The following is an 18092-nucleotide window of genomic DNA, read 5'->3' as shown; positions in this document are numbered from 1 at the left end:
GGGGCCTTCCGGCCCCGCCGCCATCTACCCCGCCACCGTTGTGGCAAAGTACAGGGCGAAGCCCACAGCGGCCAACATGCCCGATACAATCCAGAAGCGCACCACCACTTTGGTCTCGCTCCATCCCTTCTTCTCAAAGTGATGATGCAGTGGGGCCATGAGGAAAATGCGCTTGTGGGTTTTCTTAAAGTAGAACACCTGAATCATCACCGAAAGCGCCTCGGCCACGAACAGGCCGCCGATGATAAGCGACAGCACTTCGGTTTTGGTGAGCACCGCCAAGCCGCCGAAGGCCATGCCCAGCGCCAGCGATCCGGTGTCACCCATGAAGATGTCGGCCGGATACGAGTTGAACCACAGAAAGCCCACGCAGGCGCCGGCCAAAGCCGCCGAGAACACCGCCGGTTCCAGCACGCCGGAGCGAAACGCGATGCCGGCCATGGCAATCATGACCACCATCACGGTGCCCGCCGCCAAACCGTCCAGGCCGTCGGTGAGGTTAACCGCGTTGCACATGCCCACCATGAGGATGTTCACGAACAGCACGTACAGCCACGGGATGGAGATCCCTTCCCCAACCGGCAGCACCGTTTCGAGAATACCCAGGTCGAAGGTGTAGACGAAGGGAATGGTAACCGTGGGCTTGATGCCTATCACGTTTACCGCCACCAGCACGAAGATGGCGGCGATGGCAAACTGCCCCAGCAACTTGGCGGAAGGGGTGAGCCCCAGCGAGCGCTCGTGCATCACCTTCGAGGCGTCGTCCACCAATCCCAGCAGCCCGGCGGCCACTGTGGCCCCCAAAAGCAGGAACATCTCAGGGGTGGGCACTCCCACCAAAAGAGTGCAGGCGATAACCGCCACCAGCATCACCAGGCCCCCCATGGTGGGGGTTCCCTGTTTCACCAAATGGGTTTCCGGACCGTCGTCGCGCACTTGCTGCCCGATGGCGCTGCGGCGCAGAAACCGGATGAACCCCGGCATCAGCACCATGGTCAGCACCATGGTCACCACCACGGCCAAAAACACAATGAACGTCGGATAAGCGGCGTAAGATCCCAGCATGTTTAATTCACCAATCCATCGGCTATTCTTCCAAGGCCCATGTAGTGGGAGGCCTTCACCAAAAGGGCGTCATGGGGGGAAAGTTCCGTTTCCAGCAGCGCCAGCGCCTGCCCCACCGAATCCACCGCCGTAACGGCAGCGGCGTCCATCCCCGCCTCCAGCGCCCCTTGCGCAGTGAAGCGGGAAAGCGGCCCCACGCAAATCAGCCGGTCGCAGCAGACGGCGGCCCGCCCCACGCCCCGGTGGCAGCTTTCGGCGAAATCGCCCAGCTCCCCCATGTCCCCCAGCACCGCCACATGGCGGCCGGAGGTTTCCATGGCGGCGAACGTGCGCAGCGCCGCCCGCATCGAGTCGGGATTTGCGTTGTAGGCGTCGTTCACCACGGTAACGCCGTCGCGGGTTTTCAGCACTTCCTGGCGGCCGCTCTCCGGCAACGACGCCCCCAGCGCCTCTGCCACGGCCTGAAGCCCCAGCCCCAACCGCAGCCCCACGGCCGCGGCAGCGCATCCGTTGCATATGTTGTGATAGCCGCGCAACGCCATGGCCACCGGCACCCGGTGCACCTCGTCCAGCGGCTCAAGCCCTTCGAACCCCTGCGCGCACAGGGTGAACAGCGGATGCCCCTCTTCGTCAAGGGAAGCATCCTCGGCCCACACGACCGCGGCGGGCACCTGGCCCGGCGCTAGGCAATCGGCGGCAGGGCGCCCGTTGAAGCGCACCTCTTCCACCCCGCGGGCGGCGAACTGCGTCTGCTGCGCCATGAATGCGGTGGCGTCGTCTTCGCCGTTCAGAAAGGCAACCCCAGTGCCGGAGGGCAGCGCCTCCAACAGCTCCCCCTTGGCGCGGGCGATATTCTCCCGGCTCCCCAGAAGCTCGATGTGGCTCTCTCCTACGTTGGTGATAAGCCCCCAGTCGGGGCGCACGAAATCGCACAGGGCGGCAATCTGGCGCCGGCCGCGCATGCCCATCTCAACCACCACCACTTGGGTGTCGGCGTCAGCGGAAAGCAGCGTGCGGGGCACTCCCAGCTCGTTGTTCTGGTTGGCCTTGGTGGCCACCACCGTTTTGCCGGCGGCGCACACGTCCCGCACCAGGTTCTTGGTAGTGGTTTTGCCGGTGGAACCGGTGATGGCCACCACGTGCCCCTTCAAGTGCCCACGCCATTCGCAGGCCAAGTCGGTAAGAGCGCTGGCGGTGTCGGCCACCTCTATCACGGCGGCCCCCAGCTCGCGGGCCAGCATCAAATCGGTTTGGGGCAAAGGCTCCATCACCAGCACGGCGCCGGCACCGGCGGAAAGGACGCTGCCCACGAAACTGTGGCCGTTCACCTTCTCGCCCATAAGCGCCACGAACAAGCAACCGGGCTCCACTTCGCGGGAGTCCCAGGTGACGCCGCACAGCAGCTCCTTCGATGCCAACGGGGGAACCACCATGGTTCCCCCCGTGTAAGCGCAAACTTGCTTGGCGTTCAGGCGCACCGACTACTCGCCCCCGTTGCTGGTAAGGAAAGCGGCCTCCAATTCCTCTGCGGCCACCTTGCGGTCATCGAAGGAAAGGGTTTTGCCTCCCACCAACTGGTAGTCCTCGTGGCCCTTTCCGGCCACCAAGATGCAGTCCCCCGGGCGCGCCATGCGAATGGCCGACGCAATGGCCTCGCGGCGATCGGGGCATACGGCGAAGTTGCCCTTCCCCTCCTCCATGCCGGAGGTGATGTCGGCGATGATGGCCAGCGGGTCCTCCGAACGGGGGTTGTCCGAGGTCACCACGGCGAAATCAGCCGCCTGGGCGGCGCGACCCATGATGGAGCGCTTGCCGGCGTCGCGGTCGCCGCCGCAGCCGAACACCACGATGGTGCGGCCCTCGGACAGCGCCTGCACCGACGAAATGGCCTTTTCCAGGGCGTCGGGGGTGTGGGCGTAGTCCACGAACACAGAAACGCCGCCGTCGGCCGCCGCCTCCACCCGCTGCAAGCGGCCCGGAGGGGCCGGCACGTCCGCCAACGCCTTCACGATCACTTCCGGCTCAAACCCCAGCGCGAGGCCGATGCCGAACGCGGTCATCACGTTTTCCACGTTGAAGCGCCCCACCAGCGGATAGCTGAACCGGTAGCGCTGGCCGCGCACCTCCAGCTCCACCGTGGTGGAACGGGGGCCCAGCTCCACGACAACCGGGTAAATCTGGGCCGAGGAATCCATGCCGGTGGTTATCACCGCATCTCCCCGCTCGGAGCAGCGGCGCCACAGCTCGCGGCCCCACTTGTCGTTCACGGAAATGACCCGCTTCGCCGGGTAGTCCCTCGAGAACAGCAAGGCCTTCGCCTCGAAGTAGTCCTCGAAGGTGTGGTGGTAGTCCAGGTGGTCTTGGGTGAGGTTGGTGAACGCGGTAACGGCGAAGTCCACCGCCCAGGTGCGCTTCAAATCCAGCGCGTGGGAGCTCACTTCCATGGCCACCACGTCGCAGGAGGCATCGCGCATCCGCGCCAGAATGCGGGCCAGATCCGGAGACTCCGGCGTGGTGTGCTCGCTTTTCTCGTGCACATCGCCAATGGAGTTGCCCACCGTGCCGATGACACCGGTGCGACGCCCGGCCACGCGGGCAATGTGCTCCACCAGGTAGGTGGTGGTGGTTTTGCCGTTGGTGCCGGTTACCCCCACCAGCTGGAAAGCGCGGGAAGGATGGTCGTAGAAGTTGGCGGCCGCCTGGGCCATGGCCTTGCGGGTGTCGGCCACCACAATCTCGGTAACGTCGGTGGCGTCCGCCAGGTACACCTTGCGCTCCACCACCAGCACTTTCGCGCCGCGGTCGATGGCGTCCTGGGCAAACGAGTGGCCGTCCACGGCCAGGCCCACGATGCAGAAGAAGGCGTCGCCGGGCTTAACCTTGTCGCTGCGGTAGGCCAGCCCCTCAACCGCCTCTTGGGAGTTTCCCAGAATAGTGCAGTCCAGTCCCGCCATCAGTTCTGCGCACGTTTTAGCCATTGCCCTGCCGTCCTATTCCGGAGTAATACTGTACTGATCGATTGCAGTGGTCATTATAGCCTTAAAAATATCTCCGGTCTGACGCATGCCGTAAACGTTGTTGGCCCCAACAAAACAAACCAATTTACTCGTAGAATTATCGATGAACCCCGCGTAAGCCAGGTTGTACACCTCTTTCTTGTAGCCGCCCTTTTCCGGGTCGGCAATTTCGGCCGTGGAGGTTTTGGCGCACACGTCGAAGCCGTCGATGTTGGCCACCTTGCCGGTGCCGTCGGTCACCACGGTGCGCAGCATCGACTTGATATTCGCCAGCGCCTCCTCGTCGGTCACCACCGTCTTGGTTTCGTACTCCGGCATCTCCTGGGTCTTCGGATACTCCAGCAACAGGTGCGGGGTGGTGGCCACGCCGTCGTTGGCGATCATGGCGTAGAAGCGGGTCAGCTGCAGCGGCGTCACCGAAATGCCCTGGCCGAAGGTGATGTTGTAACCGGCGATGCGGCTCCAGTTCTTGAACTCGGCCATGTAGCCCTTCGACTCGCCCGGATAATCGATGCCGGTGGGTTCGTTCAGGCCGAACTTCAAAATGTTGTTGTACAGGGGGCGAAACCCCATCTTCTCCACGGAAAGCGAGATGCCCACGTTGGAAGACTGGTTCAGGATCTCCCGCAGCGTCATGGTGGCGGCGGGACGATCGTGGGAGTCCTTCACCGTGTACTCGTCCGCGTCGATAGTCTCGGGGCAGTAGATTTCGCTCTGGGGGGTCATGGTGCCGGTTTCCAGCAGCGTGAGGGCGGAAACCGTCTTGAACACCGAACCGGGCTCATAGGCCTGGGTGATGGCCTTGATGCTGGGGGACTCCTTGTCGGCATGGGCAAGGTCGTTGGGGTCCATGTAGGGTAGCGAGCAAATGGCGTACACCTCGCCGGTGGCGGCGTCCATCAGCACCGCGCTGCCGTCTTTGGCGTCCAGTTTCTCACAGCCCTCGGCCAGTGCCTGTTCCACCGCCGCCTGCATCTTCACGTCCAACGTGCACATGATGTCGGCGCCGTCCACCGCGTCGGTTTCCTCAATCACGCCATCGGGGATGGGGGTGCCTTTGTAGCCCACCTCGCCCCAGTAGTAGCCGTCTTTGCCCTTGAGCTGCTCGTTGTATTGCAGCTCAAGGCCCGTGATGCCGTTGCCGTCCACGTCGCACACCCCCACCACCTGGCCGGCAATCTGGCCGTTGGGGTAATCGCGCCGGTAGCTCTGCTCGTAGAACACGCCGGTCAGCTCCAGCTCCGCCAAGTCGGCCTTCAGGGTATCCACCACGGCCATGTCCACCTGACGCTTCAGGTACACGAACGACTCCGAAGAGGGATTGCGGATCAGCTGCTCATACTCTTGCACCGAGCCACCCAGGTGCTGGGCCAGCTTGGCGCACACCGCCGTGAGGTCCTCCACGAAGCGGGGGTCGGCGTACACGTTGCGGGTTTCGGTGGAAGTGGCCAGCACAATGCCGTTGCGGTCGTAAATGGTGCCGCGCTTGGCGGGAACTGGGTACTTGCGCTCGCGGGTGGCCTCGGCGCGGGCCAGGTAGCGGTCATCGTCGATCACCTGCAGGAACAAGATCTTCCCCGTGAACACCACCGAGCAAGCGGCAAACGAGGCCATCGCCAGAAACGAGCGCCGGCCGATGCTGAAATCGTTTTTGCGAGGTAAGCGCTGGGAAGCGAAGCCGCGCGCGCTATTGCGGGCCGCAGCCCGCGGGCGCCCGGGGCGCTTTCCCGATCCCTGCCTGGCCATGGCGCGCGCCTACAGGGCCAACAGCGCCTGAGCGCTGCCCGACAGGGAGAGGGCCCCCTGCTCGTTAACGGTCACTACGTCGCCGGCCAGATTGATGCTGGTCACCACTTCCGGTTCCACCATCCCCAAAGAAGCCGCCTGAATGCGGATGCGGGAGGGGTTGGAAAGCGAGCTTTGCAGCACCTCCAAATCGGCGCCAGAGGTACGGGCGTCGTAAATCTCGGAATCGAGGTTCTTCGCCTGGATGGCGGCGCTGGCGCTGGCAGACGTCAAAGTGACGCGGCAAAAGCCCACCGCTGACAACAGCACGAACACCACAACCGCCACCACGGCCGCCTGCACCAGCACCGACGGCAAGGTCTGAGGGGCTTGGGACTTCCCCTTGCCCCGCACAACGGTGATGGAGGGGGTGTAAGAGGGCTGCGCATTGTAGCGCGGGCGCGAATATGCCGGTTGCGCACTCACGGGCATCCCTCCTTAGGATAAAAAATCAACGCCCATCACGGGAGTTGATTGCGGATTTTCACTATAGGGCCCATGGTTTTTTCTCTTGTCAGCCGCGCTTCTGGGCCACGCGCAACTTCGCCGAACGCGCCCGGGGGTTCCGGGCAATCTCTTCAGCAGTGGGAAGTATGGGCTTGCGATTCACGATGTCCAGCACAGGGGCTCGGCTGCACACGCACACCGGCAAATCCGGCGGGCAGGTGCAACGGTCGGCGAAGGAGGCGAAGGTCTCTTTCACAATGCGGTCTTCCAGCGAGTGATAGCTTATGACCGCGATTCTCCCCTGCGGATTCAGCCAGCGAACCGCCGCGTCGAGACCGCGACGCAAAACGGTAAGCTCCGAGTTGACCTCTATGCGCAGGGCTTGGAACGTGCGCTTCGCGGGATGCCCCCCGGCCCGTCGGGCCGATGAGGGAATTGCCGCTTTTATCACCTCCACCAACTGGTCGCTCATGGAGAACGGCTGCTCCTCGCGCGCCTTCACGATGAAGGCGGCAATGCGCGAGGCCCATTTCTCGTCCGAGTTGCCGCGGATGATCCGAGTGAGATCTGCTGCGTTGTAGGTGTTAAGGATCTCTGCTGCGGTTAGGGTTTGTTTCCCCGGATCCATCCGCATGTCCAGTGGAGCATTCTCCTTGAAGGAAAAGCCCCTCTCAATGGTGTCGATTTGCACAGACGACACGCCCAGGTCGAACAGCATCGCGTCCACCCCGGGCACTTCCGCCGAAAGCAGAAGGTCGTCCAAATCGCCGAAGTTTCCCCGAAGCAGCTCGAGAGCAGGGCGCTCGGCTGCCGGAATGCGCTCCAGTTTCTCCGCGGCGCTGGTCAGCGCCACTTCGTCCTGGTCGATTCCTATCAGCAGGCCGGAAGAGCCCAGCTCCTTCGCCGCTTCGAAAGAATGTCCCGCAAAACCGAGCGTGCAGTCCAGGAACGTGGGGTGCGTTTTGAGTTCGAGTTGTTCCAGGCACTCGGTAAGCAAGACGGGAATGTGCCGGTATTCGCTTGTCACGGTACTCACGCCTACCTAGACGAGGAAGATGCTCAGATCGGCTTCTTCCGCCACCTGCTGGTAGCGCTTTGCATCCCAGATCTCGAATCGGTCGCCGTTTCCTACCAGCACCACGTCCTTGTCGATGTCGCACTTGCCCCGCATGTCGCCGGGAATCATGATGCGACCCGATGCGTCAACTTCCGCAGCCCTCGCCCGTGCACGCATTTGGCGATGCAGGTCGATGTGCATCTTGTTGTTGGACTCGTATCCGCCGAACCGCTGCACAAACATGCTCTCGCACCATTTATCGTAGTCCGCCTTCTCGAATACCAAAACGCAGTCCTGCTTCAGATCGGGAACGATCAGAAGATCCTTGCTGAGAACTCGACGAAACGCCGCCGGAAGCCCCACGCGGCCCTTGCCGTCCACCTTGTAAGGGTATTCCCCATACAGATTCACGGGCTCCTTCGCCCGCTCCTCTTGTGGCTCTGTGGCTTGGGTTTCCTCCACGGGTCCTTTGGCCTTTCTCCGAATTCGTGGTTTGCATAGTACCCCACAACACCCCACAACGCAACACACAATCCCCCACTTGCACCCACTTTTCCCACCACCGTCCCACTTTCAGACAAAAATAAAACCCCAGGTCAGGCTGGGGTCAAAAAACAGTGCACCTAAATGTTGTGGTAGACATTGATGGCTTAGCCCTATATAAAGTGGCCCGTGCAAAATCGGTGGAAAATCAACGATTGGGTGTCCCGCGCCCCCACTTCGCCCCATTCGCCCACCCGTGGGCGGTAAACGGCGCCTGGGCTAGAACCGGCGGCGGGCCCGAGGATGGGCGGCCATGTACTCCGCCCGCACGTGCTCGCGGTCGAGATGGGTGTAGATCTGGGTGGTGGATATGTCGGAATGCCCCAGTATCTCTTGGATGAGGCGCAGGTCGGCGCCCCCTTGCAACAGATGGGTGGCGCAGCAGTGGCGCAGCGTATGGGGGTGCAAATGCTCGATGCCGGCCATCTGGCCGGCCTCCTCCACGATGCGGTGCACGCTCTGGCGGCTCAGCCGGCCGCCGCGGCGATTGAGAAACACTGCCCGGTCCTGGCCGCCACGGCCGTTGCGGAAATGGGGGCGCCCCTCGGCGAAATAGCGCTCCAATGCCCGATGGGCGCTGCCGGAAAGCGGCGCGAACCGCTCTTTGTCCCCCTTGCCGCGTACCCGGCAAAAACCCTCTTCCAAAAACAGGTCGTCCATGTTCAACCCGCAAGCCTCGCTGGCCCGAAGCCCGGCACCGTACAAGGTTTCCAGCAGGGCCCTGTCGCGAAGGCCGGCCGCGTCGTCCCGGTCGCTGCGCTCCATGATCAGCTCCACTTGGGGTATGGTCAGCACATCGGGCAGCTGAGCCGTCAGCTTCGGCAGCGGCACCGCCGAGGCCACGTTGCCCTTGCCATAGCCCTCCAGGGTGCAATAGCGGGAAAGGCTCTTCAGCGCCGAGATGCGCCGCTTCACCGTGGAGGCACTGTAGCCCTCCGCGAACAGCGCCTCCCGAAACGCTTCCGCCAAATCCCGGTCCACGTCCCGCCACACGGCCACCCCTTGGGCAGCGGCAAACTCGGCAAAAGCCTTCAGGTCGCGGCCGTAGGCGTCCAAGGTGTTCCCGCTCGACCCCCGCTCGATGCGCAGGTAGTCCAGAAACTCCCGTATGTACTCCTCGATTTCAGTCATGCCCCCATTCTACTTCACGGGAAACCCCCCGAGGGTTGCTCACCCGGAGCGGACAGAGGCTTATGCAAACATTGAACTGAGGCCCTGCATAAGCGTCTTTCCAGACCCACAGTCAGAACAAAGCGTCCCCTGCCCAAACAAACTTGAGGGCTCACCAAAAAATAGCTTCCCGCACAAATCGCAAATATGGAGCTGAAGCAGCGCAAGCAGGACAGCAATCACCACGGCACCAACGATTAAAACCACTTTCTTAGAAGGATTCCCCTCTTCATCCGCCTGGGCATTGACCGGCCTCCCGCCAACTTGGGCACCGCATCCACAACACAACCAGGCCCCTTCCTCAACTTTGGTTCCGCACTTTTTACAAAACATAGCTTTTTCTCCAATCCCTATTCTGACGAAAAAACACGCAAAGCCGCCAAGAATCATTTTTCACTTGGAAGAAGCTCAATCACGAAAAGCGCAAGCACGGAAAGCCCCAAAGACGCCCAGAGCCATGGGCTGGCTCCGACCGAAATAAGGCCGCTTTGCCCAAGTCCCAAATCTTGCCCTGACGCGCCCAGCATCAAGCACACAAGCCCCGTCATGCTCGCGAGGGCGATAAGGAACGTCACCGGTTTCTCTGGGCTCTGGCCAGGGCGCTTCACGATGTCGTAAATCCCCTTCATCAAGAGCACGAAGACGACAGCCCATGCAACAACGATCGCAAAAACAGTCACAGCAAAAACAACACCGGTTCCTTCGTCCAAGTAGGCGCCCGCAGAGTCGACCAGAGACCACAGGCGCGCGCCCAACATCGGCAGCGAGTAAGCATTCGTCCCCAAAAAGAAGCCAACCTCCACCCAGGGAAACAGCATGGTAGCGGCTAGAAGCGCATAAATGGCAGCGAAAATCCATCGAGGCGATGCGGCGGTCAGCCCGCTGTCCCGACCCGACATCTGGACCGATGTGGGAACGGCGCCCCCCACCTCCTTACCGCATGCAGGGCAATACTTGATCCCCCCATCAAGACGGCCACCGCATTGCTTACAAAATGCCATTGATCTTCACTTCCTTTCCCTGTTTAATGCTTCTATAAAAAAGGGCGCCGGTTAAGCTCGCGCAGGGTCGGTGGCACCAATGTAAATAAGCTCCACAGCCGCAACTCCGAGCGTCAACCACACCCATCCAGTTGCAGTAATCATCCCAGCAAGGCCCGAACCGGAACCGCCCGAAATGGTCACGTCCAACTCGAAACAGGCCACTAAGACAATCAAGGCCAAAACGATTGCCACAACCGGGCCCACGGATCGAAATTTGCGCGTACCCGAAGCAAGATAGCTATACGCATCAAATCCAAGTGAAGCAACCAGTCCCACCCATGCAAGAGCGAGAACGACAACGAACATGGTTACATTGGCACCGATTTCGCTTCCACTCCAATATGAACCAAGCAGAGACGACGCCTGGCTCTGAGCATTTCCAATCAACTGAATCAGAGACGGCAGAGAGTACTCTCCTGACCAAAGATAGAGGTTTATCTTCACCCAGGGAAAGAGCGTAAGGACGATAAGAGCCACGTCCATGCAGCCAATTATCCGACGAGCCTTCCCCACTTCCGTCCCAAGAACCCCAGTCTTCGCAGTACCTTTTTTCGGGCTTGGAGCAGCGGCCGGTGACGCTGGCGCCGGTTGAGCGCTCCTCACTTCCGTTCCGCACCCAGGACAAAAACGGCTTTCACCTGGCACCTGTTTTCCGCAGTTACTACAAAATGACATATTTCACCTTTCCTCTCTTTTTGCGGCCCCACTAGGCAAAGTTGCCCACAATTACTTTGTCAACGATCTCGCTTTTCAGGTGATCCGTTTGCACATCAAAGGATGCGAGCCTGATTTCCTCAATCTGTTCCTCGGAAACAGCGTCATATTCGAAAGAGCTTCCTAGAGTCATTTCGAATATGTCTTCATATTGACCATCCGTAAGAGAAAAGGGCGAATCCGCCCCGAACTCCCGCGCCTCCATGAGCGTTGCGAGAAAATAGCACGTGCTGAAATCTATTCTTTTCCCATTAGGTATTTCCAGCCGCTCAAAAATCGAGCTAGAAATATCTCCCCCCAGGAGTTCCTCTGATGAATCCCGAACGCTTGCGCACAAAATGGGTGGGCAATCACCCAACTTAAGAGAAATGATGACAACCGGATACTCCCCATCGGCATCCCGTATATCCACATCCACTTTGCCCTTCCACGAATCAGGGAGGTTGAAAGCAAAGAGCCCTGTCTGAACATCGTATGCGTTCCCAGGAACTTCGGCAGTCCCATTTTCAGGGCGCCCGTCGTCCACAGCCTTTTTCAGTTCATTCCATCCTTTTCCGTCCAACTCGAACGGATAGCCAGTTCGGCCCAATCCGCAATCGCCCACCGACAAATAGTCGACGATTCTCTTTGGCAAGACATCCGTATCGAGGTCGGTAGAAATGGTCGCATCGAAAACAAGAGAGCCCCCATCTGGAACATAGTCATACTGCTCCTGGAGAAACGAGGCGTCTTCTCCAAACAGCCCTTCATAAACACTTGCAACGTCCACCAACGATTCCGTATTCCACGGATATTCGACCGCAAACCCTGTGTGGAATTTGTCGCGACAGTACCTAGCCCCCGAGACAATCCGAGAGCGTCCCTCGTCCACATACTCATACGTCGTCAAAGACCACGGAAGGTAGCTACCACCCAAGCCGTCATTGCTGCTGCACTCCAGCTCCATAAGAAGGAGATCATCCGGATTAAAGACCCTAATAGTGTTCCCAACAATCACGCCTTTATCGAACGTTAGCTCCTGCAGCCTATTTCCCCTGTCATCGTATGCGTAGTAGCAACCCGAAGATGGGTCTTCGCGGTTGCCCTGGAACACAAGATTCCCTGCATTGTCGTACCAATACGAAATCTCGTGATAGTACTGCTGGCGCCCAGAAAGAACGTTTTCGTATTTCTCAAAAATCATGTTTCCGTTTTCATCGTACTCGTATTCGTACGTACGGTAATTCTCGTCATCAACATAGACTTCTTCATAGGTCTTGTTGCCATTGGCGTCGTACTCGCGAGTCACCTGAGATTTGAGGCTGCCGTCTTCACCATAGGCCGTATAGCCAGGAAGCGGATTGGTGTCAGAAGAAACATATTCCCAGGTGTTTAGGACCGATTTGCTTTCCCCTGATTCGTCTCCCGCCAGATCGATCAGCCCACATGGACGACCCAAATCGTCATAAGCTCCGATTCGCGACCCCCAGTATGTAAACTCCGAGCCATTGTCGTGTGGCGAGACAAAGATGCGCTCCGTACACGCACCCGAATCGTCGTAGCCATAATTGGTAACAAGGTTGTCGTTCCCCACCTCCTCGTTGCCTTCCCTGATGCAATACTCGCGAAGCAGCAATCCCTCTTCAGAGTATTCGTAAGTTGTCCAGTTATCGTGAAATGGTGGGAGGTCGTCCGTGTATTTCGCCACAAGGAGCCACTTCGGCGGCTCAGCCGGAGCTGCAACTTCTTTTTCATTGGATACATTTGACGCAGCGCCAACAGGAACGGAGCCGTCGTGCGAGCATCCTCCCATGAACGGTGCAGCGCCGAGAACCAGTGCAATTGCCATCAAACAACGTACCGCAGCCTTCCCAACCTCATGACCCCTTGACACAAAAGAGGCCGGAATCCGACTCGCAACCCCTATGCCCATCGCCTACCTCACCTGCTTCGGGGAAAAATCGACCTCTACGCCATAGGCTTCTTCATGATTCAGCTTCACTGAAAGAGCAGCGTCCGAAGTGCCGTCATGGTTCGCAGTCTCGCTCCATTTGCCAAGCGCAAACTGGCTTTCCTCGGGTGGTGCACCATCGGACGGCTCAAACTTGCGCCAACAGTTAATTTCTCCTTGCGAATCCAAGTCAAACCGCATTTCAATTTCCGCGTACTCGAGCAATCCATCCCAAGAAGCGTCATGAAACGCGGGAGCAAAACAAAATCCCCACTCCCCGTCGGCTGACTCCGGAAAACCAAGCGGCACCCAGAATTCAAGCGTACTGTCCCGCACGAAAGCATTAATGTCTAAACCGATGGCCGTAGATTCGAAAACCGCAGCCGAACCCAGCACGCTTGCTAAGTCGCCATCGAAACGCAAACGATATCGCTGCACTCCCTCTTCAAACGGTCCCCTTTCCCACCTCAGCCCACTCACCAAATCATTCCAACCGTCCCCATCCATGGGGATCCCCAGAAACTTTCCGCCAGGCAAAGGCTTCGTCAGAGCAAAAGAACCGTCTTCTCTCACCTCGAAAGAGATTTCAACATCTGACTGGTTCACGACTACCGTCCAATCGCCCACTATTGGGTCTTGCTCTGACTGACTGGTGTCTGACCCCGTCAAAGCACGCACAACTATCACAGCAATAACCACTACGGCCAGCGCAATCGCCACAACAATCAAAGCCAGTTTTTTCCTTGAGACAGGCTTTTTCGCGTTATCGGAGGATGTAGATTCCGGCCCAGCAGCGTGAATGTCGCTTTCATGTCGCCGAACATCTTTGGAAACGTCACATATTACGGTCGATTCCGAATTGTGTGGTTTGGCGGACACTCTCTCGCCGCAGGCAGAGCAGAAAGACGCGCCTTCTGCAAGACCATTTCCGCACTTCTCGCAAAACACTATACCGACTCCCCTCTATTATTCCGCTGCGGCTTTATCGCCATGCCCAACGGCTAACGCGCGACCGCAATGCATACAGAAGGCGTCTCCCTCTTCGAATGGCTCTCCACAGTCGGAGCAGACCAATTGCATCTCCCCACCGTCTGAGTCAGAAGACGGGAGATTCGCCTTGCCCTCATTGGCAGGTGCCGCGAGGCGGAACCCGCAATCAAAGCAAAACAGGTCGTCCTTTCCGACAGCCGCCCCGCAGTTGGGGCAAGCCGAGATAGTCGTCTTCGGAACAGAAAGCGCTGGGCGAGCCTTGTCGGCAGACGCGCCGCATCCGCTGCAGAACAAATCTCTCTCGCTCATTTGAGAGCCGCACAGCACGCACGTGAAAGTCTTTGCCTCAAGCGCTTGCGCCCGTTCTGCAGCATCTATCTGGTCCAGTCTTTTTTGGCAAACCGCACGTTCGGCATCGCAGCGCCCTATCGCTTCGTAAAGCGACTTCTGCTCACCTCCTGAAAACGCCGGATCATCCTTCGTTGCGACATAAAGCGCAGCACCCAGCTGCGCCGCGAGACCTTTTCGCCTTCGTTCCAAATCGCTCAACTGCGTATTGATCTTCAAACGCTCAGCCGCGCGACCGGCAGTAGCCGTCCCGCGGTTTGCTGCCCCTTTAACGTTATCGAGTATTCCCATCCAAGCTTCTCCTTTGCCATCTCGCCCTGTAATCACAATCCCTCCAAACAGAGGACAATCACGCCTCTTCGAGCTTCGAAAGGGAATATGAGTCAGAAACATTGGCAACCAAGAAATTGAATACCTTGACCATGAGCTTCAGATTTCCCGAATCGTCATTCTCGAGATAGACCGTATAGTTATAGTCTCCGTAGTCTTTATCTAGTATTTTGTAAGAATTGCTATTGTCTGGCTCGAGGGTAATAAGGGCATCTTTAAGTTCTATGGTCGTATCGCCCTCAACCGAAGCAACGTCATTGTCCAACGTATCGTCGTGAGCATGCACGACAAACGAGAGGTCCGCTTTTGCCGTCAGCGACACGGGATCGACCTCTTTGAATGTAATCGACGGACTCGTTTCTTTTGCTGCATAGCATTTTCCTTCATGGCCGGCCGCATCCCACCATCCGGAGGTCTCAACAAAGCTTCCGATCCAAGTTCCCTCGTATGGCGAATAGTCCGCCTGGTAAGCGCCCTTGTCAGCAGTGCAAGTCACCTGCCAATCCGTACCCGTCCACGCAAACGATGCCGCAAGGGTACCTTGGTATTTCGTCAGACCCTGCTGGGCCGATACAGCCAAAAGAGCAGTACCATCCTCTGCTGTTTTATTGTCGATCACCTCGGCGGAAAAGCCCTCCTTGTATAAATCAAGAAGCCTCGTGTCCCTCTTTGACGATTCAGAATTCTCGTCAACCATTTGCATGAACGCCGTTGCCCGGGATGCCAGCAAATCATTCGGAATGCCACCAACCCACTCGATGCTTTCATCCATTGGATAACTATCAAGATGTTGCCATTGGTTTCCAACTAGCTTGAATTGGGTCACCCAATCGGACGATATACGAAACTGGCTCGTCTCGCACACCACCATCACCGTCGCCTCCTTGTACAAGGCATCATCAAGCTTCTGGTCTTCCACCCCTTCAAGGGTTTTTGATACAACCGCAGGCACTTCACTGGAACACCATTCGTCGGGCAGAATCACATGATCAGCAACATCTTCAGCATCAACGCTATCAAGGATTTCATCTTCCGACAACTGAGATGTCATTAGGCCGCCGCCACAACTCGACAAGCATGCTATTGCAGCAAAAAGAGCCACACAGACAAGGACAAAACAAGCTTTTTGCGCGCAACTAAGCGGCGCACAACACAGCGCTTTGCCACAACCAAACTGCGCCTTCATCGTACACACCCTTCCCCCGGCGCCTCGACCGGACCGTTCATCGCATTCGGTAAGGGAAGGCTGTGCAAAAAGGCACCCCATCCCTCGCTGCAAAACGGCATAGATAGGCATGGCGACATGCGGGGGCATGAATGCTCGGACAGGCGAAACGAGTCGCCTGAAAAGTTGGGTGAGCAATAAGCTATGACTATGGTAGGCCCGATTACCAGGCCCTATGACGTTTGGCAATTCGGAAGTATAGCATGCCTCCGCTGAGGGACAAACGGAAAACTAGAGGCAACTGCCTGCGGCTCGGAAATCGGAGTAGATTGGAATCAGGACCAAAGAAGCAATGACGATGGCTGTAGGAAAGAACCCCATTTGAGAGAGCCGCAAGATGAAAGGCACCCACCCGTCGTCGCCAAACGTCAAAAGCCATAGCAGCGCAGAACGCGCAGACCAAGAACCTTTGCGGGCAGGCGCCCTTCAGCCTAGGTTCTTGAGTCGAAAAATATACGGCAAGGCAAGTGTCGCCTCTATGACGTTTGGCAACGGCAAAGTATAGCACTCGCCGTCGATTCTCACGAGGGGACCCCGAGGGCCGCCGCCAATGCCCTTGTCCGGTTTCGCAGAAACTCCAAAAAGCCCCCAGTGCACAGGGTCGGCTGAAGCGGAAAGCCGCGGGGGCTTTCCCGCCCGAGGGGCGGTTTCGCCGGTGGGTCCTCTCTGTTTCGCCTCCGTTAAATCAGAGGGGCCCCAGCAGCGGCGCGCATTGGCGGGGCGTATCATAGACAAGCGTTTGAGAACGGTTTGCAAGCCAGGTCAGGCGCATTTTTTATGCCCGAAACCGGAAAGGGGAGCCCGCATGGCCAAGCACATTTTCGTAACGGGAGGCGTGGTGTCGTCGCTGGGAAAGGGCATTACCGCCGCTTCGCTGGGGCATTTGCTGAAGGCCCGCGGCTACAAGGTGACCATGCAGAAGATGGACCCTTACCTGAACGTGGATCCGGGCACCATGAGCCCGTTCCAGCACGGCGAGGTGTTCGTAACCGAAGACGGCCACGAGGGCGACTTGGACCTGGGCCATTACGAACGCTTCATCGACGAGAACCTCACCCGCGACTCCAACTTCACCCAAGGCTCCATATATAAAACCCTCATCGCCCGCGAGCGCCACGGCGACTTCCTGGGCGGCACTGTGCAAGTTATCCCCCACGTGACCGATGCCATCAAGGACAAGCTGCGCTCCATCGCCCGCCAGACGGGAGCCGATGTGGTCATCTCGGAAATCGGTGGCACCGTGGGCGACATCGAGGGGCTGCCCTTCATCGAGGCGGCCCGCCAGTTCAAAAAAGAGCAACCTGCCGGCAGCGTGCTGTTCGTGCACGTGACCCTGGTGCCCTACATCGCCGCCGCCCATGAGGTGAAAACCAAGCCCACGCAGCATTCGGTGAAGGAACTGCGCAGCCTAGGGGTGCAGCCGGACTTCATCATCTGCCGCTCCGACCACGAGATAACCGACGGCGTTCGCCGCAAGATCGCCTCCTTCTGCGACGTGGACTTCGACGACGTGCTGGCCTGCGAGGACTGCGATTCCATCTACGAGGTGCCCATCAGCTTGTACGAGCAGGGCTTCGATGTGTCGGCTTTGGCGAAGCTGGGCCTGCCGCCGCGCAAGATAGACCTCGCCCCCCTGCGCGGCTTCATCGACGCCAGCCGCAACGTGAAAGGGCAGGTGGACATCGCCGTGGTGGGCAAGTACGTTTCGCTGCCCGACGCCTACCTCTCGGTGATTGAGGCGCTGCACCATGCCGGCGCCGCGAACGGGGTGGCGGTGAACGTGCGGCTGGTGGACGGCGAAGAGCTAACCGCCGCCAACGCGGCAGAGGTGCTGGGGCAGGCGGACGGCATCCTGGTGCCCGGCGGTTTTGGCAACCGCGCCTTCGAGGGCAAAATAGAGGCCGCCCGATTTGCCCGCGAGAACAACGTGCCTTATTTGGGAATTTGCCTGGGGCTTCAGGCGGCGGTGTGCGAATTCGCCCGCCATGTGGCAGGACTCGAGGGCGCCACTTCCGCCGAATTCGACGAAGGGGCGCCCCATAAGGTGATCGACCTCATGCCGGAGCAGGAAGGGGTGGAAGACAAGGGTGGCACCATGCGCCTGGGGGCCTACCCCTGCGTGCTGCAGGAAGGCACCCGCGCCGCGGCCGCTTACAGCTCCCCGCTCATATCCGAGCGCCATCGCCACCGCTTCGAAGTGAACAACAGCTACCGGAGCCAGCTGGAAGAGGCGGGGCTCGAGTTCTCCGGCACTTCGCCCGATGGGCGCCTGGTGGAAATGGTGGAGCTGCCAAACCATCCCTGGTTCGTGGCCAGCCAAGCGCACCCGGAATTCAAAAGCCGTCCCACCTCCCCCCACCCCCTGTTTTGCGGCTTCATCAAAGCCGCCCGTGCGCAACAGCTTTAAAAACCTTTGGGGCATACGGTT

Annotated in this window: 16 protein-coding genes and 1 pseudogene; 1 reads left to right on the top strand and 16 read right to left on the bottom strand. The window is 59.0% G+C overall.

All coding sequences use genetic code 11. The features are described from left to right. Positions 1 to 24 precede the first annotated feature (24 nt). The 16 genes and pseudogenes from mraY to DMP11_RS06945 all read right to left on the bottom strand — a co-directional run bounded on the left by mraY (position 25) and on the right by DMP11_RS06945 (position 15625). Positions 25 to 1065, bottom strand: coding sequence for a phospho-N-acetylmuramoyl-pentapeptide-transferase (gene mraY, locus DMP11_RS07015; protein WP_123185795.1), 1041 nt, complete (start codon positions 1063 to 1065; stop codon positions 25 to 27). Positions 1066 to 1067: 2 nt separating this feature from the next. Then, a complete protein-coding gene (locus DMP11_RS07010; RefSeq protein ID WP_194950420.1) occupies positions 1068 to 2498 on the bottom strand; it encodes a UDP-N-acetylmuramoyl-tripeptide--D-alanyl-D-alanine ligase in 1431 nt (476 codons plus the stop codon). Between the two features lie 48 nt (positions 2499 to 2546). Next, positions 2547 to 4043 carry a UDP-N-acetylmuramoyl-L-alanyl-D-glutamate--2,6-diaminopimelate ligase gene (locus DMP11_RS07005; protein WP_123185793.1) on the bottom strand — a complete coding sequence of 499 codons (1497 nt, stop codon included), beginning with the start codon at positions 4041 to 4043 and terminating at the stop codon, positions 2547 to 2549. Positions 4044 to 4055: 12 nt separating this feature from the next. Beyond that, positions 4056 to 5828: a peptidoglycan D,D-transpeptidase FtsI family protein gene (locus DMP11_RS07000; protein WP_214646950.1), complete on the bottom strand. Its 1773-nt coding sequence runs from the start codon at positions 5826 to 5828 to the stop codon at positions 4056 to 4058. A gap of 9 nt (positions 5829 to 5837) precedes the next feature. Continuing rightward, on the bottom strand, positions 5838 to 6293 hold the full coding sequence (locus DMP11_RS06995) for a cell division protein FtsL (protein WP_148041109.1): 456 nt from the start codon (positions 6291 to 6293) through the stop codon (positions 5838 to 5840). Between the two features lie 88 nt (positions 6294 to 6381). Continuing rightward, positions 6382 to 7341, bottom strand: coding sequence for a 16S rRNA (cytosine(1402)-N(4))-methyltransferase RsmH (rsmH, locus tag DMP11_RS06990; RefSeq protein WP_123185824.1), 960 nt, complete (start codon positions 7339 to 7341; stop codon positions 6382 to 6384). A gap of 15 nt (positions 7342 to 7356) precedes the next feature. Continuing rightward, on the bottom strand, positions 7357 to 7782 hold the full coding sequence (locus DMP11_RS06985) for a division/cell wall cluster transcriptional repressor MraZ (protein ID WP_148041108.1): 426 nt from the start codon (positions 7780 to 7782) through the stop codon (positions 7357 to 7359). A 351-nt stretch (positions 7783 to 8133) separates the two neighbouring features. Next, on the bottom strand, positions 8134 to 9045 hold the full coding sequence (locus DMP11_RS06980; RefSeq protein ID WP_170155479.1) for a site-specific tyrosine recombinase: 912 nt from the start codon (positions 9043 to 9045) through the stop codon (positions 8134 to 8136). 60 nt (positions 9046 to 9105) lie between these two features. Then, positions 9106 to 9474, bottom strand: a complete 369-nt coding sequence (locus tag DMP11_RS06975) for a hypothetical protein (protein ID WP_148041107.1) — start codon at positions 9472 to 9474, stop codon at positions 9106 to 9108. Next, positions 9471 to 10085, bottom strand: a complete 615-nt coding sequence (locus DMP11_RS06970; protein ID WP_123185789.1) for a zinc ribbon domain-containing protein — start codon at positions 10083 to 10085, stop codon at positions 9471 to 9473. Before DMP11_RS06970 ends, DMP11_RS06975 begins: the two co-directional genes overlap by 4 nt. A 51-nt stretch (positions 10086 to 10136) precedes the next feature. Next, positions 10137 to 10610 carry a hypothetical protein gene (locus tag DMP11_RS06965; RefSeq protein ID WP_235869422.1) on the bottom strand — a complete coding sequence of 158 codons (474 nt, stop codon included), beginning with the start codon at positions 10608 to 10610 and terminating at the stop codon, positions 10137 to 10139. Positions 10611 to 10733: 123 nt separating this feature from the next. Further along, positions 10734 to 10802, bottom strand: a pseudogene (locus DMP11_RS10705) (zinc-ribbon domain-containing protein); the annotation flags it as partial. 31 nt (positions 10803 to 10833) lie between these two features. Next, a complete protein-coding gene (locus DMP11_RS06960) occupies positions 10834 to 12672 on the bottom strand; it encodes a toxin-antitoxin system YwqK family antitoxin (RefSeq protein WP_148041106.1) in 1839 nt (612 codons plus the stop codon). An 84-nt stretch (positions 12673 to 12756) separates the two neighbouring features. Continuing rightward, positions 12757 to 13500 carry a hypothetical protein gene (locus tag DMP11_RS06955; protein WP_235869420.1) on the bottom strand — a complete coding sequence of 248 codons (744 nt, stop codon included), beginning with the start codon at positions 13498 to 13500 and terminating at the stop codon, positions 12757 to 12759. Between the two features lie 237 nt (positions 13501 to 13737). Further along, complete coding sequence (locus DMP11_RS06950; protein ID WP_161555327.1) at positions 13738 to 14400, bottom strand: zinc ribbon domain-containing protein; 663 nt, start codon at positions 14398 to 14400, stop codon at positions 13738 to 13740. A 58-nt stretch (positions 14401 to 14458) separates the two neighbouring features. Continuing rightward, on the bottom strand, positions 14459 to 15625 hold the full coding sequence (locus tag DMP11_RS06945) for a hypothetical protein (RefSeq protein WP_148041105.1): 1167 nt from the start codon (positions 15623 to 15625) through the stop codon (positions 14459 to 14461). A gap of 844 nt (positions 15626 to 16469) precedes the next feature. On the opposite strand from DMP11_RS06945, the gene DMP11_RS06940 reads away from it, so the two are divergent. Continuing rightward, positions 16470 to 18071, top strand: coding sequence for a CTP synthase (locus DMP11_RS06940; protein WP_123185783.1), 1602 nt, complete (start codon positions 16470 to 16472; stop codon positions 18069 to 18071). Positions 18072 to 18092 lie beyond the last annotated feature (21 nt).

This window comes from Parvibacter caecicola (assembly GCF_003725335.1).
GTDB classification, from domain to species: domain Bacteria; phylum Actinomycetota; class Coriobacteriia; order Coriobacteriales; family Eggerthellaceae; genus Parvibacter; species Parvibacter caecicola.
This window is presented reverse-complemented; position numbering and strand designations above follow the sequence as displayed.

Excerpts from the sequence above, each read along its gene's own strand:
- mraY (WP_123185795.1), bottom strand. The coding sequence starts at position 1,065 with ATGCTGGGATCTTACGCCGCTTATCCGACGTTCATTGTGTTTTTGGCC.
- DMP11_RS07010 (WP_194950420.1), bottom strand. The coding sequence starts at position 2,498 with ATGGTGGTTCCCCCGTTGGCATCGAAGGAGCTGCTGTGCGGCGTCACC.
- DMP11_RS07005 (WP_123185793.1), bottom strand. The coding sequence starts at position 4,043 with ATGGCTAAAACGTGCGCAGAACTGATGGCGGGACTGGACTGCACTATT.
- DMP11_RS07000 (WP_214646950.1), bottom strand. The coding sequence starts at position 5,828 with ATGGCCAGGCAGGGATCGGGAAAGCGCCCCGGGCGCCCGCGGGCTGCG.
- DMP11_RS06980 (WP_170155479.1), bottom strand. The coding sequence starts at position 9,045 with ATGACTGAAATCGAGGAGTACATACGGGAGTTTCTGGACTACCTGCGC.
- DMP11_RS06975 (WP_148041107.1), bottom strand. The coding sequence starts at position 9,474 with ATGATTCTTGGCGGCTTTGCGTGTTTTTTCGTCAGAATAGGGATTGGA.
- DMP11_RS06970 (WP_123185789.1), bottom strand. The coding sequence starts at position 10,085 with ATGGCATTTTGTAAGCAATGCGGTGGCCGTCTTGATGGGGGGATCAAG.
- DMP11_RS06965 (WP_235869422.1), bottom strand. The coding sequence starts at position 10,610 with ATGGACGTGGCTCTTATCGTCCTTACGCTCTTTCCCTGGGTGAAGATA.
- DMP11_RS06950 (WP_161555327.1), bottom strand. The coding sequence starts at position 14,400 with ATGGGAATACTCGATAACGTTAAAGGGGCAGCAAACCGCGGGACGGCT.
- DMP11_RS06945 (WP_148041105.1), bottom strand. The coding sequence starts at position 15,625 with ATGAAGGCGCAGTTTGGTTGTGGCAAAGCGCTGTGTTGTGCGCCGCTT.
- DMP11_RS06940 (WP_123185783.1), top strand. The coding sequence starts at position 16,470 with ATGGCCAAGCACATTTTCGTAACGGGAGGCGTGGTGTCGTCGCTGGGA.